At 66.7% G+C, this 14,373-nt stretch carries 19 protein-coding genes; 10 read left to right on the plus strand and 9 right to left on the minus strand.

Annotated elements, in window-relative coordinates; all coding sequences use genetic code 11:
- Positions 1–313: 313 nt before the first annotated feature.
- Positions 314–769, plus strand: a complete 456-nt coding sequence (locus ACQR1D_RS10840) for a hypothetical protein (protein ID WP_315801077.1) — start codon at positions 314–316, stop codon at positions 767–769.
- A 15-nt stretch (positions 770–784) separates the two neighbouring features.
- On the opposite strand, the gene ACQR1D_RS10845 is transcribed toward ACQR1D_RS10840, so the two are convergent.
- Both ACQR1D_RS10845 and ACQR1D_RS10850 read right to left on the minus strand, forming a co-directional pair.
- Positions 785–1,984 (minus strand): FAD-dependent monooxygenase, encoded by a 1,200-nt coding sequence (locus tag ACQR1D_RS10845; RefSeq protein ID WP_434894012.1) that lies wholly within the window; start codon positions 1,982–1,984, stop codon positions 785–787.
- Positions 1,985–1,994: 10 nt separating this feature from the next.
- Positions 1,995–2,237, minus strand: a complete 243-nt coding sequence (locus ACQR1D_RS10850) for a zinc-finger domain-containing protein (RefSeq protein WP_315714692.1) — start codon at positions 2,235–2,237, stop codon at positions 1,995–1,997.
- Between the two features lie 292 nt (positions 2,238–2,529).
- Here ACQR1D_RS10850 and ACQR1D_RS10855 point away from each other — a divergent pair, with 292 nt between their 5' ends.
- Both ACQR1D_RS10855 and ACQR1D_RS10860 read left to right on the plus strand, forming a co-directional pair.
- Positions 2,530–3,681 (plus strand): hypothetical protein, encoded by a 1,152-nt coding sequence (locus ACQR1D_RS10855; RefSeq protein WP_434894013.1) that lies wholly within the window; start codon positions 2,530–2,532, stop codon positions 3,679–3,681.
- Between the two features lie 147 nt (positions 3,682–3,828).
- On the plus strand, positions 3,829–4,578 hold the full coding sequence (locus ACQR1D_RS10860; protein ID WP_315801075.1) for an alpha/beta fold hydrolase: 750 nt from the start codon (positions 3,829–3,831) through the stop codon (positions 4,576–4,578).
- Positions 4,579–4,686: 108 nt separating this feature from the next.
- On the opposite strand, the gene ACQR1D_RS10865 is transcribed toward ACQR1D_RS10860, so the two are convergent.
- Positions 4,687–6,015 (minus strand): hypothetical protein, encoded by a 1,329-nt coding sequence (locus ACQR1D_RS10865; protein WP_434838392.1) that lies wholly within the window; start codon positions 6,013–6,015, stop codon positions 4,687–4,689.
- 491 nt (positions 6,016–6,506) lie between these two features.
- On the opposite strand from ACQR1D_RS10865, the gene cysE reads away from it, so the two are divergent.
- Both cysE and ACQR1D_RS10875 read left to right on the plus strand, forming a co-directional pair.
- Positions 6,507–7,337 carry a serine O-acetyltransferase gene (gene cysE, locus ACQR1D_RS10870; RefSeq protein WP_316176981.1) on the plus strand — a complete coding sequence of 277 codons (831 nt, stop codon included), beginning with the start codon at positions 6,507–6,509 and terminating at the stop codon, positions 7,335–7,337.
- Positions 7,338–7,614: 277 nt separating this feature from the next.
- On the plus strand, positions 7,615–7,827 hold the full coding sequence (locus tag ACQR1D_RS10875; RefSeq protein ID WP_006611186.1) for a DUF3126 family protein: 213 nt from the start codon (positions 7,615–7,617) through the stop codon (positions 7,825–7,827).
- A 392-nt stretch (positions 7,828–8,219) separates the two neighbouring features.
- Here the strand turns inward: ACQR1D_RS10875 and ACQR1D_RS10880 are convergent, their stop codons facing one another.
- Complete coding sequence (locus ACQR1D_RS10880) at positions 8,220–8,918, minus strand: hypothetical protein (protein WP_434838391.1); 699 nt, start codon at positions 8,916–8,918, stop codon at positions 8,220–8,222.
- A 196-nt stretch (positions 8,919–9,114) separates the two neighbouring features.
- On the opposite strand from ACQR1D_RS10880, the gene ACQR1D_RS10885 reads away from it, so the two are divergent.
- Both ACQR1D_RS10885 and ACQR1D_RS10890 read left to right on the plus strand, forming a co-directional pair.
- Positions 9,115–9,444, plus strand: coding sequence for a DUF6949 family protein (locus ACQR1D_RS10885; protein WP_009027540.1), 330 nt, complete (start codon positions 9,115–9,117; stop codon positions 9,442–9,444).
- An 83-nt stretch (positions 9,445–9,527) separates the two neighbouring features.
- Positions 9,528–10,058, plus strand: a complete 531-nt coding sequence (locus ACQR1D_RS10890) for a gamma carbonic anhydrase family protein (protein ID WP_315801072.1) — start codon at positions 9,528–9,530, stop codon at positions 10,056–10,058.
- Positions 10,059–10,089: 31 nt separating this feature from the next.
- On the opposite strand, the gene ACQR1D_RS10895 is transcribed toward ACQR1D_RS10890, so the two are convergent.
- Entirely contained in the window at positions 10,090–10,257 is a 168-nt protein-coding gene (locus ACQR1D_RS10895; RefSeq protein ID WP_315801071.1) for a hypothetical protein, read from the minus strand.
- On the minus strand, positions 10,254–10,559 hold the full coding sequence (locus ACQR1D_RS10900) for a hypothetical protein (protein ID WP_315801070.1): 306 nt from the start codon (positions 10,557–10,559) through the stop codon (positions 10,254–10,256). The genes ACQR1D_RS10895 and ACQR1D_RS10900 overlap by 4 nt, the downstream gene beginning before the upstream one ends.
- Positions 10,560–10,634: 75 nt before the next feature.
- Between ACQR1D_RS10900 and ACQR1D_RS10905 the strand changes: the two genes are divergently transcribed.
- From ACQR1D_RS10905 to ACQR1D_RS10915, 3 genes are all read left to right on the plus strand, one after another.
- Positions 10,635–11,072 (plus strand): hypothetical protein, encoded by a 438-nt coding sequence (locus ACQR1D_RS10905; RefSeq protein WP_434838390.1) that lies wholly within the window; start codon positions 10,635–10,637, stop codon positions 11,070–11,072.
- Positions 11,073–11,231: 159 nt separating this feature from the next.
- Entirely contained in the window at positions 11,232–11,531 is a 300-nt protein-coding gene (locus ACQR1D_RS10910; protein WP_315801068.1) for a hypothetical protein, read from the plus strand.
- A gap of 130 nt (positions 11,532–11,661) precedes the next feature.
- The gene (locus ACQR1D_RS10915; RefSeq protein WP_315801393.1) at positions 11,662–11,814 is read left to right on the plus strand and encodes a hypothetical protein; all 153 of its coding nucleotides are present in this window, start codon (positions 11,662–11,664) and stop codon (positions 11,812–11,814) included.
- A 103-nt stretch (positions 11,815–11,917) separates the two neighbouring features.
- Here ACQR1D_RS10915 and ACQR1D_RS10920 read toward each other — a convergent pair whose 3' ends face one another.
- The 3 genes from ACQR1D_RS10920 to ACQR1D_RS10930 all read right to left on the minus strand — a co-directional run bounded on the left by ACQR1D_RS10920 (position 11,918) and on the right by ACQR1D_RS10930 (position 14,307).
- Entirely contained in the window at positions 11,918–12,730 is an 813-nt protein-coding gene (locus ACQR1D_RS10920) for a dienelactone hydrolase family protein (protein ID WP_410051410.1), read from the minus strand.
- Positions 12,731–13,126: 396 nt separating this feature from the next.
- Positions 13,127–13,642, minus strand: a complete 516-nt coding sequence (locus ACQR1D_RS10925; protein WP_315801066.1) for a hypothetical protein — start codon at positions 13,640–13,642, stop codon at positions 13,127–13,129.
- Positions 13,643–13,884: 242 nt separating this feature from the next.
- On the minus strand, positions 13,885–14,307 hold the full coding sequence (locus ACQR1D_RS10930) for a hypothetical protein (RefSeq protein WP_315801065.1): 423 nt from the start codon (positions 14,305–14,307) through the stop codon (positions 13,885–13,887).
- Positions 14,308–14,373: the final 66 nt, after the last annotated feature.

The raw sequence follows: 14,373 nt of genomic DNA on the forward strand, positions 1-14,373 counted from the left end.
GGTAAAGCCTCAATCCGGCCGTCACCAGCTGCTTTGAGATTGCCTTGGCGCTGAAGCGCTTTGTCAGGTCTGGGATCATCTGGTGCAAGACATGGACGAAGCGGCCGTTGTAAGGCACGGACCCATCACGAGAAAACGATTCGGATCCGCGTGCCTTGCGGACCAGTCGTTGAGCGAGGTGAGCGTGACGAATCCGAAGACCATCGCAGAGGCGAATGCTGCCGCCGTTCGGGCCGATGTCCGCGACCGATCGGCCCAAGATCGAGCCCAAGATCGACCCCATGGCTCGCGGCCGCTGCACGATCGGGGCTGCATGACCAGCGATCGGCTTCGCGTCGCGCTGGCCGCGGGACTGCTCGGGGTGGGATCGCTGCTGTCGGGCTGCGCCGGCATGAGCGACAGTGTGTCGACCGCCTTCGCGGATCCGGCCAAGTACGAGCTCTATGACTGCAAGCAGCTCGAGGCCGAGCGCAAGGCGCTCGCCGGGCGCGCGGCCGAGCTGCAGGGCCTGATGGCCAAGGCGGAGACCGGAGCCGGCGGCGCGGTGGTGGCCGAGGTCGCCTATCGCAACGACTATATCGCGATCCGAGGCCAGACCCAGTTCGCCGAAGAGGCCTGGCGCCGCAACAAGTGCCAGGAAACTCCGGCGCCGCAGCCGGCGGCCGCCAAGCCTGGGAGGCCGGTCAAGCCGGCGGCGCGCCCCGCGCGGCCGATGGCCTCCGGTGCGGGCACGCCGTCGACCCTGCCGCGGGATGGCTCGGTCTACTGAGACGGCGCTCTCCGCCTACGGCCGCCAGTCGTAGATCCAGCTCTGCCGCGCCGACAGGCGCTGCGGGCCGAGCGCCTTGATGCTGAGATCGCGGGCCAGCGCCAGCGGTCCGGTCATGTGATAGAGCCGGCCCTGGTTGCGCGCGGTGCGCTGCACCTGGCCGACGCGCGGGCGGCGCAGCTTGGCGTAGCGTTTCAGCGCAGCCGGGATCGCGCCGGGACCGTCCGGGCGCGCCTCGCTCAGGCTCTTGGCCAGCACCACCGCATCCTCGATCGCCATTCCCGCGCCTTGCGCCGCAAACGGCAGCATGGCGTGCGCGGCGTCGCCGAGCAGCGCGACGCTGCCCTCGGTCCATTCGATGCCTTCGGGGACGCCGAACAGCGCCCATTTGCGCCAGCCGTCGACCGCATTGAGCAGCAGCCGCGCCGTCGCCGGCCAGCGCGGCGGCGCGAACGCCGCCTTCAGCTCGCCCGGATCGCCCTCCGTGCTCCAGCCCGGCCGGTTCCAGGTGCCCGGTACCACCGCAACCACATTGACCTGCCGGCCAGCCGAGATCGGATAGGCGACGAGATGGGCCGCGGGACCCATCCAGAGCTGCACCCGCGCGGCGGTCAGTTCGCGCGGCAATTGCCGGGCGTCGAGCGTGCCGCGCCAGGCGATCAGGCCGGAGAACTCGGCGCGGACCTGCGGAAACAGATGGTGCCGGACCGTCGACCACACGCCGTCGGCGCCGATCAGCGCCAGCGCCACGTCCTGGCGGCGCTCATTGCCGCGGCGATGCACCACGGTGAGGCCCTTGGCGTGGGCGACGACGTCCTCGAACTGGCAGCCGAGCCGCAGCTCGACGTCCGGATGCGCCATCACCTCCGCGGCCAGCGCCGCCTGCAGGTCGGCGCGGTGGATCACCCAATAGGGTGCGCCCGCTGCCCGGCTCGCGGCCTCGCCGAGCGGCAGGCGGGCGATCTCGCCGCCGGCCCGCGCGCTCATGATGCTGACGGCGTCCGGCACCACCGTACGCGCGGTCAGCCGCGGCCCGAGGCCGAGGTCGAGCAGGATCCGGCTGGCATTGGGCGACAGCTGCAGGCCGGCGCCGACCTCCTCGAGCCGTTCGGCCTTCTCCAGCACGACGACGCGGAAGCCCTTGGTGGCGAGCGCGAGCGCGGCCGTCAGGCCGCCGATCCCGGCTCCCGCCACATAGACGGTACGCGATGCCACGACACGCCGATCAGGCGACGTCCTTCAGCACGCATTCCGGGGGCCGCGCCTCGCCGGCGGCGAGGTCCGGCGCATAGCGGTACAGCGTCGAGCAATACGGGCAGATGATCTCCTTGTCGTTGCCGAGATCGAGGAACACGTGCGGATGATCGAACGGCGGATTGGCGCCCACGCACATGAACTCATGCGAGCCGATCTCAATGACGGGGACACCGGCATCGTTGTTGAAATGCGGGACGATGTTATCGGCCATCGGTATTACCTCGCGTGGCAACGGGAGCGTATGCGGTCAGCACGACGGAACAGGACGGGACTGAGGTCGCACGGCCGCACGCGTCGAAAACGGCGCGACCATACTGAGCCTTGATGCCAATTCCTAGTGCTGGGAACCCGCGTTTGATGCAACGCACGCCGTTATGTTGTGGCTTGTGGATTCGACACAAACTCAGGGCCGCCGAGAAGCCCTTCTTTCGTCGAGGCCGTTGTGTCAGGCACGGAAATTACTATGTCTCTTCGCATCGTTCCCGCGAAAACGTGAAGGCGGCGTGATCTCGAAGCGAATCAAGCTGGGACTCAGTCTGGCGCTGGCCGGGCTTGCCGTCAGCGCCGCGGTCGGCGCTGCGGTGTGGCCGCACGCCTATGGGGCCGGAGCCATCATGGCGGCGCAGGATGATCCGGCGCGGCTGTCGGAGCTTCAGGTCGCCTCGGTGCTGCAGACCGATCCGGCGCGCATCAGCAGCGGCATCAAGGATGCGCTCGAAGCCGGCGATCCCGATCTCGCCGAGAGCTTCGTTGCGCTCGCGCGGGATCATCAGGTGGCACTCGATGACGCGCTGGTGCAGCGCGTGAGCGATGCGGCGGCCGCCGAGAAGGCACCGACCAGCGTCGCCAAGCGGTTCGCGACCGGGCTCGTCACCGGCCAGGCCGACGACGTCGCGAGCCTGTCCGGCACCGTGGCTGGCGACCTCTTCGTGTTCGGCGACATCCGCGACGCGGTGCGCGAAGGCAAGCATCTGGTGATGGGCGAGGAGACCGACCGCCTGGTGCTGGGCCTGGCCACGGCCGGCCTTGCCGTCACTGCCGCGACCTATGCCTCGGCAGGCACTGCCGCGCCGGTGCGGGCCGGGCTGACGCTGGTGAAGGATGCGCGAAAGGTCGGCCGGCTCGGCGAGGGGCTCGCCGCCTGGGCCGGACGCTCGGCGCGGGATGTGGTCGATGCGCCGCTGTTGCAGCAGGCGGTGGCCTCGGGCTCGGTGCTTCGTCCTGGCCAGACCGCGACCGCGATCCGCGCGGCGTTCCGCGCCGAGAAGGCCGGCGCGCTGGTGCGGCTCGCCAAGGATGTCGGCCGCATCACTGAGAAGGCCGGCACGCGCGGCGCACTGGATTCGCTCAAGCTCGCCGAAGGGCCGAAGGACATCGCCCGCGCGGCGCGGCTCGCCGAGGCCAAGGGCGGCCAGACGCGCGCGATCCTGAAGCTGCTCGGCCGCGGCGCGCTGCTGCTGACCGCGGGGGCATTCAATCTCGCGCTCTGGCTGTTCGGCGCGCTGATGACGCTGCTCAGCTTCGTCGCATCGCTGAAGGCGATGACCGAGCGGGCCACCCAGGCCTGGCTCGACCGGAGCCGGCGGCGCCGCCTGCGCCGGATGCAGGCCGCGTCCGCCGCTCCCGAACTGGCCGCAACCGCGTCCTGCGGCTAGAGCATGATCCGGAAAAGTGGAAGCCGGTTTTCCGAAAAGATCATGCTCAAACAAAGGGATAAGATCATGATGCGATTCCGTGGAATCGCATCATGATCTAGACTTCGTCCGACCAGCTTCACTCCAGCGTTCCGGGATTCGCGACCGATGCCGAGCTTTCACAACGGCGCCGTTGAAATTGCCTTCATCGATGAGGGGGAGGGCGATCCGATCGTGCTCGTCCATGGCTTTGCGTCGAGCAAGAACGTCAACTGGGTCTACCCGGCCTGGACCTCCGAGCTGCGCAAGGACGGCCGCCGAGTGATCGCGCTCGACAATCGCGGCCATGGCGATTCGGGCAAGCTGTACGACCCCGCGCTGTATTCGATCGCGGCGATGGCGAGCGACGTCACGGCGCTGATGGATCATCTCGGCCTCGCCAGCGCCGACGTGATGGGCTACTCGCTCGGCGGCCGCATCGCCGCGCATATCGCGCTGACCGCGCCCGAGCGGTTGCGTTCGGCGATCTTCGGTGGCATCGGCATGGCGATGATCGAAGGCGGCGGTCCCGGCGAGAACGTCGCCGTCGCGCTCGAGGCGCCGTCGATCGACGACGTGACCGATCCCGTGGGCCGCACCTTCCGCGCCTTCGCCGACCAGACCCGCTCCGACCGCCTGGCGCTGGCCGCCTGCATGCGCGGCTCGCGCGGCCTGATCTCGCGCGAGGACGCCGGCCGCATCGCGGTGCCGGTGCTGGTGGCGGTCGGCACCACCGACGAGGTGTCGGGCTCGGGTCCGGCGCTCGGCGCGCTCATCCCCGGTGCCGAAGTGCTCGACATCCCCAATCGCGATCACATGCGCGCTGTCGGCGACAAGGTCTACAAGGCCGGGGTCGTCGACTTCCTGTCACGGCGCTGAAGCCGTAGCCCGGGCGAGCGCAGCGACCCCGGGTTTTCCGAGCGGCGCGTGTGAACCCGCATGTCGCTCCCGCCTTCGCCCTCTGGGCTCGGCTGCCGCTCAAGCGGGCTACGGGAGGCGTTCCGCCGAGCCTTCCACGCGCTCGCCGCTGAACCACCTTGCCGCGGCGATCAGCGCGGTGAAGGTGGCGATCCACACCATCCGCGCGCCGTAGCGGTCATGCGGGCCGGAGATGACGCCGCAGATCAGGGCGTTGCCCAGCAGCGCCAGGGTCACGGTGCTGGCGAGCAAAGCCACATCGTCGCGCCGCCGGCGCCAGATCGCGTGCGCCGCGATCGCCGCCGCCGCCAGCATCGAGGCCAGCGCGACTGGCACGTGCAGCCAGTTGACCACGGCGAAATTGATCTCCCAGTGCTGCTGATGCGCCGCGCGCATCTTCTTGACCTGCGAGGGGATGTAGCGCTCGATGATGCCATAGGTGTGCGGCAGCCAGCCGTTGGTGCCCTCACCGGTCGCCACATGCGCCAACTGCTCGGCGGTAGCGACCGCGGCGGCCTTGGCCTGCCACAGCGGATAGGCCGCGAGCGACCGCTTCACGATGAAGCCCATCTCGTCGTTCATGCCCTCGAAACGGCCGAGCTTGTCGAACATGCTGTGGCCCCACAGGAAGTCGTCGGCGGTGGGCGGCAGCTCGTTGCGATAGGGGCAGAGCTTCAGCTTCTCGCGGGCGCAATGGTCCTTCAGATATTGCGCCACGATGCCGTCCTGGAGCATGCGGCCGAAGGCGACCCCGGTGCCGCCCGGCGTCCAGGCGAACTGGCCGGACAGGGCAAAGTTGGCTGCGAGCAGCATCGCCGCACCCGCGACGATCGTCATGCTGGCCCGGACCAGGCCGGAGAGCGCGATCTGCCGGCGCAGCCAGGGATAGCCGATCCAGCCGGCGCAGCACAGGCCGAACAGCACGCCGAGCGTGGCGCTGTGGGTGGCGGAGGCGAAGGCCACGAAGCCGAACAGCGCGCATGTCTCCAGCATGGAGATCCGGCGTGCGTGCGCGACCATGATGTAGAGCGCCAGCACCGACAGGCCGGCGAAGATGTCGGTCAGCAGCATGCTGGCGAGCCAGGGCAGGGCGGTGGTCAGGATCAGCAGCAGGCCGATCCAGAGCAGGCGCAGCGGCTGGGCCAGCCCCAGCACGCGCAAGGTGAGCTGCAGGATCCAGAGCGTCGCCAGCGCCTGCAGGCCGAGATTGAGCCAGAAGCTCGAGCCTTCGCCAAAATGCAGATAGAGCCCGAACACGGTCGAGCGGCTCGGCACCAGATAGCCTTCGTACCAGCGCGCGAGATAGCCCCCGGTGTCCCACTGCAGCAGCGGGTAGCCGTTCCATAGCGCCGGCGCGACGAGGAAGAGCGGGATGACGATGACGGGGAGCCAGGCCAATCCGGCCTCGGTTGCGCGTTCGTCCAGGATCTGAGTGTTACTGATACCCGTGTCCCCCGATCAGGAGCACCGTGGCCGAAATATGGTCAGGGCGATATTCACTAGTAGACGCAGAGCGATGGATGGTAAAGCCGCTCCCGTGATCGAACGGGGGAATGGCCGGCCTTCTGTCCCCGGGTGGTTCCTTTTTGCCGCAGCCGCCGGTATCCGTCCCTTCCGCCCTCCCGCAGAGTGCCCAGGTGCCGGAACCGATTGCTTCCCCGAGGCCCACCTTGATTTCGGGTTCCTGCTGCCCACTTTGAATCGACGCGGTGCCGAATGGCATGGCGGCGCAACCGGGACGTCATCGGCGGGACGTAAAATGTCTCAATCCCGTGTTTTCTGGGAGGCAGGCTGGCTGGAATGGATCGCCGGCCTCGCGCCTCCTGCAGAGGACATCGTTCCATGCGCCGTGCTATAAGTCCCGCCCACTGAAACTGCGAGAAGCAGCCATGGCTATGCATCAGACCAATCCGCAGCAGGGCAGCAAGCTGGCGACGCTTGATCCGATCTGGGATCGGATCCGCCACGAGGCAGAAGAGATCGTGCGCCGCGAGCCCGAGCTCGCGACCTTCATCTATTCAACCGTCCTGCACCACGGCCGGCTCGAGGATTCGGTCGTGCACCGCGTCGCCGACCGTCTCGATCATTCCGCGCTGTCGGGCGACCTGATCCGCCAGACCTTCAACGACGCGCTGCGCGACGAGCCGGACCTCGGCCATGCGTTCCGCGCCGATCTCGTCGCCGTCTACGATCGCGATCCCGCCACCTCGCGCTTCATCGATCCGCTGCTCTACTTCAAGGGCTTCCACGCCCTGCAGACGCACCGGCTGGCGCATTGGCTGTATCGCAACAGCCGCAAGGATTTCGCGTTCTATCTGCAGAGCCGCTCCTCGGCCGTGTTCCAGACCGACATCAATCCGGCGGCGCGCATCGGCCGCGGCATCTTCCTCGATCACGCCACCGGCTTCGTCTGCGGCGAGACGGCCATCATCGAGGACAACGTCTCGATTCTGCATGGCGTGACGCTCGGTGGCACCGGCAAGGAGAACGAGGATCGGCACCCCAAGATTCGTCATGGCGTGCTGATTGGCGCCGGCGCCAAGGTGCTCGGCAACATCGAGGTCGGTCATTGCGCGCGCATTGCTGCCGGCTCGGTCGTCGTGAAGCCGGTGCCGAACAACGTCACCGTCGCAGGCGTGCCGGCGAAGATCGTCGGCGAGGCCGGTTGTGCGGAGCCGTCGCGCACCATGGATCAGATGATCAACGCGATCGGGATCTGAGCCGCGACCGCCTCCGTCGACAGCGAAGTCAAGACCTTCTCATCCAGGGAAATTCGTGCCAACACATCGGCGTCTGTGGATTTGACGATCCGCCGTTTGTCTTGAGTTTGTCTTGGCGGAATGAATGTGAGATCCACGGCGTCCCTTTCAGTGCGTTCGACATCGCCGCTCGTCTTGCCTCGATCCTTGGGCCGGAATGTCGAAGTCATAAGGACACGGACGTTCGCGCTGTAACGTCCGCATCATCTGCAAACCTCGCTGTCGATTGGAGATCACCGTGGACGTTCAGGAAGTCAGGAAGCTCGACGCGTATCTGAAGCGCGTGTTCGGCAATCCCAAGATCCGTGTGGTGCCGCGGCCGAAGAAGGAAGACTCCGCCGAAGTCTATATCGGCGAAGAGTTCATCGGCGTTCTGTTCGTCGACGACGAGGACGACGACCGCTCGTTCCAGTTCCAGATGGCGATCCTGGAAGACGATCTGGTAGAGTAGATCCTTTCGCCACGCTTGAGAATGCACGATCAGGCGCGGTGCAAGTAAATGCGCCCTCTCCCCTTGTGGGAGAGGGCGACGCCGGCCTATCAACGGGCCGCTTGGGTGAGAGGGCTCTCTCCGCCAGCGGCGCTCGTCGCGAGATTCCCCTCACCCAAGTGCGTTTGCCGCTCTGTCCTCCATGCCTCTCTCACAAGGGGAGAGGGCGCATTCACGAGAACCTCGCCAAGGTGTCGACGCTCATCGGCCGCCCCTCGAGTGCCGTGGGGATGAGCTTATGAGTAAGTAGAACGGCGCGCATCGCGTAGCCCGCATGAGCGTAAGCGACATGCGGGTTCACACGTTGTGCCGGAGAGCCCGGATGTCGCTGCGCTCATCCGGGCTACGACCAACTACTTCACCGCATGCATCTGCGCCGTCAGCCGCTCCATGGCCGCGGCGACGTCCTGCCATTGTGACAGCCAGCCGCGCGGAAACCTGAAGGTCAGATCTGCGCCTTCGACACGGCGTTCGCTGAGGCACATGCCCGGCGTGGCGGCATCACGCGTGCAGCGGGCGACCAGCACAGGCTGCTCGGCCGTGAACAGATCCTCCATGTCGTACGCTGTGCCCGCGCGGAAGCTTCGCATGCTCAATCCGTCCTGCACCGGCACGGCGGCCGGATTGAGATAGCGCGGATAGATCGTCTTCAGTCGCGTCTCCGGCGACATCGCGTCGTGATGCGCCGATATCGAGACGAAGATGCGATCGATCGGGTGCGGCGCCTGATCGATCTGGTCGGCGCTGACGTGATGCAGCGCCTCAGGCGGGGTGAGCGAGGGATATTCGAAGCCGAGATCGACGCGCTCCTGCGGCCCTGTATGGCGCTGGATCTTCACCCGGATGGCGGCCACCGGCACGTTGAACACGGTGCCGCCGATGCTGACCGGCAGGCGTTCGGGCCCCTTGAAGGTGCTGGCGCGCCAGGTGGGCCAGAGCAGGTAGGCGACGAGGGCGACTGCGGCCGCCGTCAGCACGCAGCCCAGGATGATCGGCACGGCGTGGCCATGTCCGTTCGAAGGGCGGGCACTGCGGACCGAAAACATCGTCATGGCGGGCAGGGGATCTCAAGGACCGAATCAGCGCCGACTATGCCACGGCGATGCGGCATTCTGCAGAAACTTACCTGCAGGGAGCCGCGCACCGGCCGCGGCCGCCATTAACCCTTCCTTAAGGATAATGTGGCGGGTGCGGTCGCTTTTTGCCAAACCAGCATCGGGCAGTTTTGCAAGTGTGTGAGTGCGTACGATGTCGGCAGAGGCGTTCAATTCCCTGTTCTCGCTCCTCATCGGTTTCGCCTTGGCCGGCGCCTTGGCGAGCGGCTACCAGGCCTATGCCGAACGTCCGCCGGGCTTCGAGCTGCTGCAGGAGGGCGTCACGCCCCGGCGGTTCGCGGCGGTGCCATTCCTGGTGTTCGCCGCGCCCTTCATCATCATGCGCAACACGCTGCGCGGTGCCCGCATCGAGCGCCGTCGCTTCGAGTTCGTGATGCTGGCGACCGTGATCGCCGGCTTCTGGAGCATGATGTGCGGCACCTTCGTGGTGATGACGCTGCGCGCCGCGGGCGTGCTGGCCTAGTTCCCGTGCCGGGCGCCGCCGCGGCGTTTGCTTGAAATCGCTCCGGAGCCTGTGCCAAGGTCGCCTGCGAACGGGAGACCTCGATGGCCATCTACGAACTCGACGGGCAGGCGCCCGAGCTGCCGGCGGACGGCAACTACTACATTGCCGACAATGCCACCGTGATCGGTCGGGTGAAGCTCGCCAAGGAGGTCACGGTCTGGTTCGGCGCGGTGATCCGCGGCGACAATGACTGGATCGAGATCGGCGAGAGCTCCAACATCCAGGACAATGCCACCTGTCACGTCGATCCCGGCTTTCCGCTGCGCGTCGGCCGCAACGTCACCGTCGGCCACAACGTCATTCTGCACGGCTGCACGGTCGAGGATGACGCCCTGATCGGCATGGGCTCGATCATCATGAACGGCGCGCACATCCGCCGTGGCAGCGTCGTCGGCGCCGGCGCCATCATCACCGAGGGCAAGGATTTTCCGGAATACGCGCTGATCATCGGTGCGCCCGCGCGTGTCGTTCGCACGCTGGAGCCGGCGCAGGTCGAGCGCATGGGCATCGCGGCCAAGGCTTATGTCGCCAAGGGACCGCGCTACACCAAGGGTCTGAAGAAGATCGGCTGACATCACGGCCGATGGAGCTGTCGGAGATTCCTCACGTCCCTTCGGATTCGCCTGCCTCCGCTGCGCTGGCGACACGTTCGTGGCCGCTCGCCCACAGCGCATGCTGTTCGCTGCCGTCCTGATAGGGATTGGCCTCGGCCGGAATGTTCTCGCGCGCGGCGCGCTCGCCCTGTTCAAACGGATCGGGGTCGGTGCTCATGCTGATGTCCTGCTCCTCTGTTTCGGTTTGGGCTTCGACTGGTTTCTGGACTTGTCGTCCGGCTCGTTCTTCCGTTTGCGCGCAGGCTTGCCTGCGCCATCGCCATCCTCCGCAGCGCTCTTGCGCAGCGCGTCCTTCAGATCCGCCGGCACGCCGTGCTTTTCCAACAGGTCCATGAACGCCTCGTCGGCGAGGTCCTGCAGACTCAGCATCTGATCGCGGCCCAGCTGCTTGAGCTTGTCGAACGTGTCCTCGTCAAAGGCGATCAGCTTGCGCACGGCTCCTTGCTCTCCTCGCCCCATCAATCCTCTCCGATCAACATTCGTTCCGGAACGCGGTCCGTCCGGTCGGGTTGAAGTGTAAAGGGAGACGGTCCCATGGCCAGGTTTTCATTGAGCACTTTGATCGTGATTGCAGGCCTCGGCACGGCCACTGCGGTGTTCGCGCAAGGCGGTGGCGGCGGTGCGGGCGGCGCTGGCGGTGGAGCGAGCGGCGGCGGCGCGCCGAGCGCGGGAGCCGCCGGCGCCGGCACGACCGGTACCGCCGGAAGCGGCAGCAATCCCTCACAGTCATCGCAACCGGGCGCGGCAGGTACCAACGGGACTAACAGCCTGGGCACGGCGCAATCGTCCGGCTCCGGCGCGAGCGGGGCGGGGGCGAGCAATTCCGCTGTCACGATCGGCATGGGTCATGGAGGAGACGGAGGGACCGCTGCAACAGGCCCGAACCGTACCGGTGATGCGACCGATGTGCAGATTCAGCAGGAGAACAACGCGGTCGACCCGAAGGTGAAGAGCATCTGTCGCGGTTGCTGAATGTTGCCCGCCGCTCCAGACGTCACGCAACGACATCGAGATCGCGCAGATGTGAGCGGGTTTGCCCGCGCGCCGTTCCAAATCCGGCTTAGAGACTTCCGGCTGGGAGCACCGGAGTACACTGACGCTCTCATGCCGGTTGAATTTGGAGACGGATCGATGCGCAAGAGATTGATGGGATTGTTGGCGGGTGCCGTGATTGCGGCGGCAATGATGCCGGGCATGGCGTCGGCGCACGGGCCGGGCGGTTTCCATCATGGCTTCGGCCATCATGGCTTTGGCCCGGGTTTCGGACTCGGGTTCGGCTTCGGTTTTGGCTATCCCGGCTACTACGGATACGGAGGCTATCCCTACTACTACCCGTACACCTACGAGGATCTCGGCGGCTGCTACGTCGCGCGCAAGCGTGTGCGGACAGCGCACGGCTGGCGCTATCGCAACGTCGAGGTGTGTGAATGAAGTTTGGGCGAGGCGGCCGGCCGATCCGGTCACTTCGCCTTAACGACATCTCGTGACCATTTGTTGCCGCTCCGATCGGCGGAGCGGCAACGGAGAAGTAGCTGGCGCAACGCTTGCATGGGATCCAGGCATGATGAACACACTCACATCCCCTGAACTCACGTTTGTCTTCATGGGCGTCGTCGTCAGCCTGGGCGCCGCGCTGGTCTGGATGGCCTGGGAGCTCGAGCAGGGCGGCAGGCAGCTGGCGAAGATTCGTCGCGACGATCGTCGGCCGCGCTAACAGCCGCCGGTCCGGCGCCCGAGCGCAAGCGACAGCCGGCCAGCGACTTGCGGGAAGTCTCGCGGGGCAGTCTTCCGTGTTCGCTCGCCCCGGGCCGCGGCTGTCAGCTCAGCACGCCATATTTCTTGAACCACGCCTGCATCTGCGCCCAGCCGTCCTCCGCGGCGTCCTTGCGATAGCTGGGGCGGTAGTCGGCGTGGAAGCCATGCGGCGCGCCGGGATAGATCTTGAACTCGGCGGTCTTCTTGTTGGCGGCGAGCGCGGCCTTCATGGCCTCGACGCTGGCGACGGGAATGCCGGTGTCAGCTTCGCCGTAGAGGCCGAGCACGGGCGCCTTCATCTCCGGCGCAAGCTGCGTCGGGCTCTTCGGCCAGGCGGGATTGGGCGGGTCGATCAGCGGGCCGTAGAACGCAACGCCCGCCTTCAGCGCCGAACTATGCGCCGCATATTCCCACACGTTGCGGCCGCCGCGGCAGAAGCCGACGATGCCGAGACGCGAGGTGTCGCCGCCCTGCGACTTGGCCCAGGCCACGGTGGCGTCGAGGTCCGACAGCAGCTCCGCGTCGGGCTTGGCATTCACGATCGGCAGCAGGTCCTTGATCTCGGTGATCTTGGTGAGGTCGGTCCCGCTGCGGAAGTAGTAGTCCGGCGCCACGGCGAGCGCGCCGAGCTTGGCGAGACGACGCGTCACGTCCTTGATGTACTGATGCAGGCCGAAGATCTCCATCGCGACCAGCACGACGGGTGGATTGCTGGCGCTGGCGGGGCGCGCGAAATAGGCCGGCATGTCGCGGTCGCCGACCTTGATCTTCGCATCTCCGGCATTCAGGCCATTGGTGTCGGTGGTAACGACCTCGGCCCGCACCGGGCCGGCCGCCAGCGTGTAGCCGGCCGTCACGGCAGCGGACGCTGTCATGAAGCCGCGGCGTGAGAAGGGGGCGACTGTGGTCAGCCCGATGACATCGGACGTCAGTGCTGGATCGGCGGACATGGGGGCTCCTCTGCGTCTTCAGGGCGCATTGAGCCGAGAATCGGCTGGGAAAAGCAAGTCACCAGCCGGAGAGCCGCGGCCGTCGGATCCGTTCCGGGCGGTCGAACGCGCCGCCACAAAGAACAAGGCCGTCGGCGCAGTATGGCGCCAACGACCTTGCCAGCCCCGGATATTGAAATTGGCCCTGTGCCATCCTGAAATTGGCTCGCCATCCGGTGCAGGCAGGATGGCGTGACTCCCGGTTTCAATCTGTGAAGCACTTCACAGGGTCCCGGGAAAATTCGGCGGGAATTCTACGAGCAGGCGTCAGAACCGGGCGTCTCAGGATCGGTTGCGACGATGCCGATGGCTGCTGCGGCTGGCATGGGCGCGGGCGCGGATGCTGCGGTTGCGTGGAGCAGGCGCGGCCTGCTCCGAGCTCTGCGTGCTGGCGAAGGACTGGCGCAGGCCATCGATGGAGTCCTTCAGGGTCGAGACCTGGTCCGACAGCCGCTTGGTGTCGGCCTGCTGAGCCGCGAGCAGGCGGCGCATGCTCTGCAGTTGCTCCTGCATCATCTGCAACTGATCGATCGATTCCTGCTGGGTGGCCTCCAGGCCCTTGGTCTTCTCCACCAATTGCTCGGATGCCTGCACCGTGCGCGCCTGCAACTGCCGCGTCACCGCGCCGCGCTCGGCTTCCGGCGCGCCGCCATAGGCACGCCACAACATGATGCCGCCGATGCCCGCGACCAGCACCACGAGCGTCGCGGCGGCGAGCGCGATCGGCTGGGCGCCCTTGACGGGGCTCGGGCTGAGCTTCTCGGGGTAGCGTCTGGTGTCGCGCGTCACCGGATTCATCACGAAACCACCCAAATTGAAAAAGCTTCGGATGCTCCTCCCGAAAACTGGGAGAGGCGAAAAACTCGAGCAGAGAACGCTGTCCGCCGAGCCCGCAAATCGTGCATCTGGCGAACGAACCAAGTCGTCAACGTTTGATTAGGAAATCCGACAAAAGCGAGGCCTGCAAGCCCGAAATCGCGCGGTCGCAGCGGTTCCAGGTCGCGGTCGCGACCAGCCGAAAACTGCGGACGGACAAATGCTTACTGCGTTGCGCTGCAGTTCCGGCAGATCGTGAGCTTCTGCTTGAGGCGGGCCTCGTCGGCGAGGTCGGCCGCCTGTTCCTCCTCCCAGCTCATCCGGCCGCGATAACCGGAGCTCGATTGCGCGGACATCACGTCGACCCGCGAGTCGCCACGGCGCTTGGCGCCTTTGCGCGGCGTGCCGATGTCCGGCTCCGTCACCATCTCGGTGTCGGCGTCGGAGGTGGCGACACGGCCGTCCCAGTCGGCCGCAGCGCTCGTCGGCTGCGCGGTAATCACGGCGGGCGTAGCGGCCATCGCCGGCGCGGCTGCAGGTGTGCCGGCCGAGGCCAGCGGTCCCGAGCAGCCGGTGCCGGACATGCAGCAGTTCGCCAGGGTCAGGGCCGCGGCCAGCAAGGTCGCGCTTCGCAGGATCATCATCATGCCGACAACCTAAACCCGACGGTCGAGGGAAAACAAGGTTGGCCGGCCGTTGCCGCGCCCCGCCTG

It is taken from the genome of Bradyrhizobium sp. HKCCYLRH2047, assembly GCF_051168175.1.
In the GTDB taxonomy this organism is placed as follows: domain Bacteria; phylum Pseudomonadota; class Alphaproteobacteria; order Rhizobiales; family Xanthobacteraceae; genus Bradyrhizobium.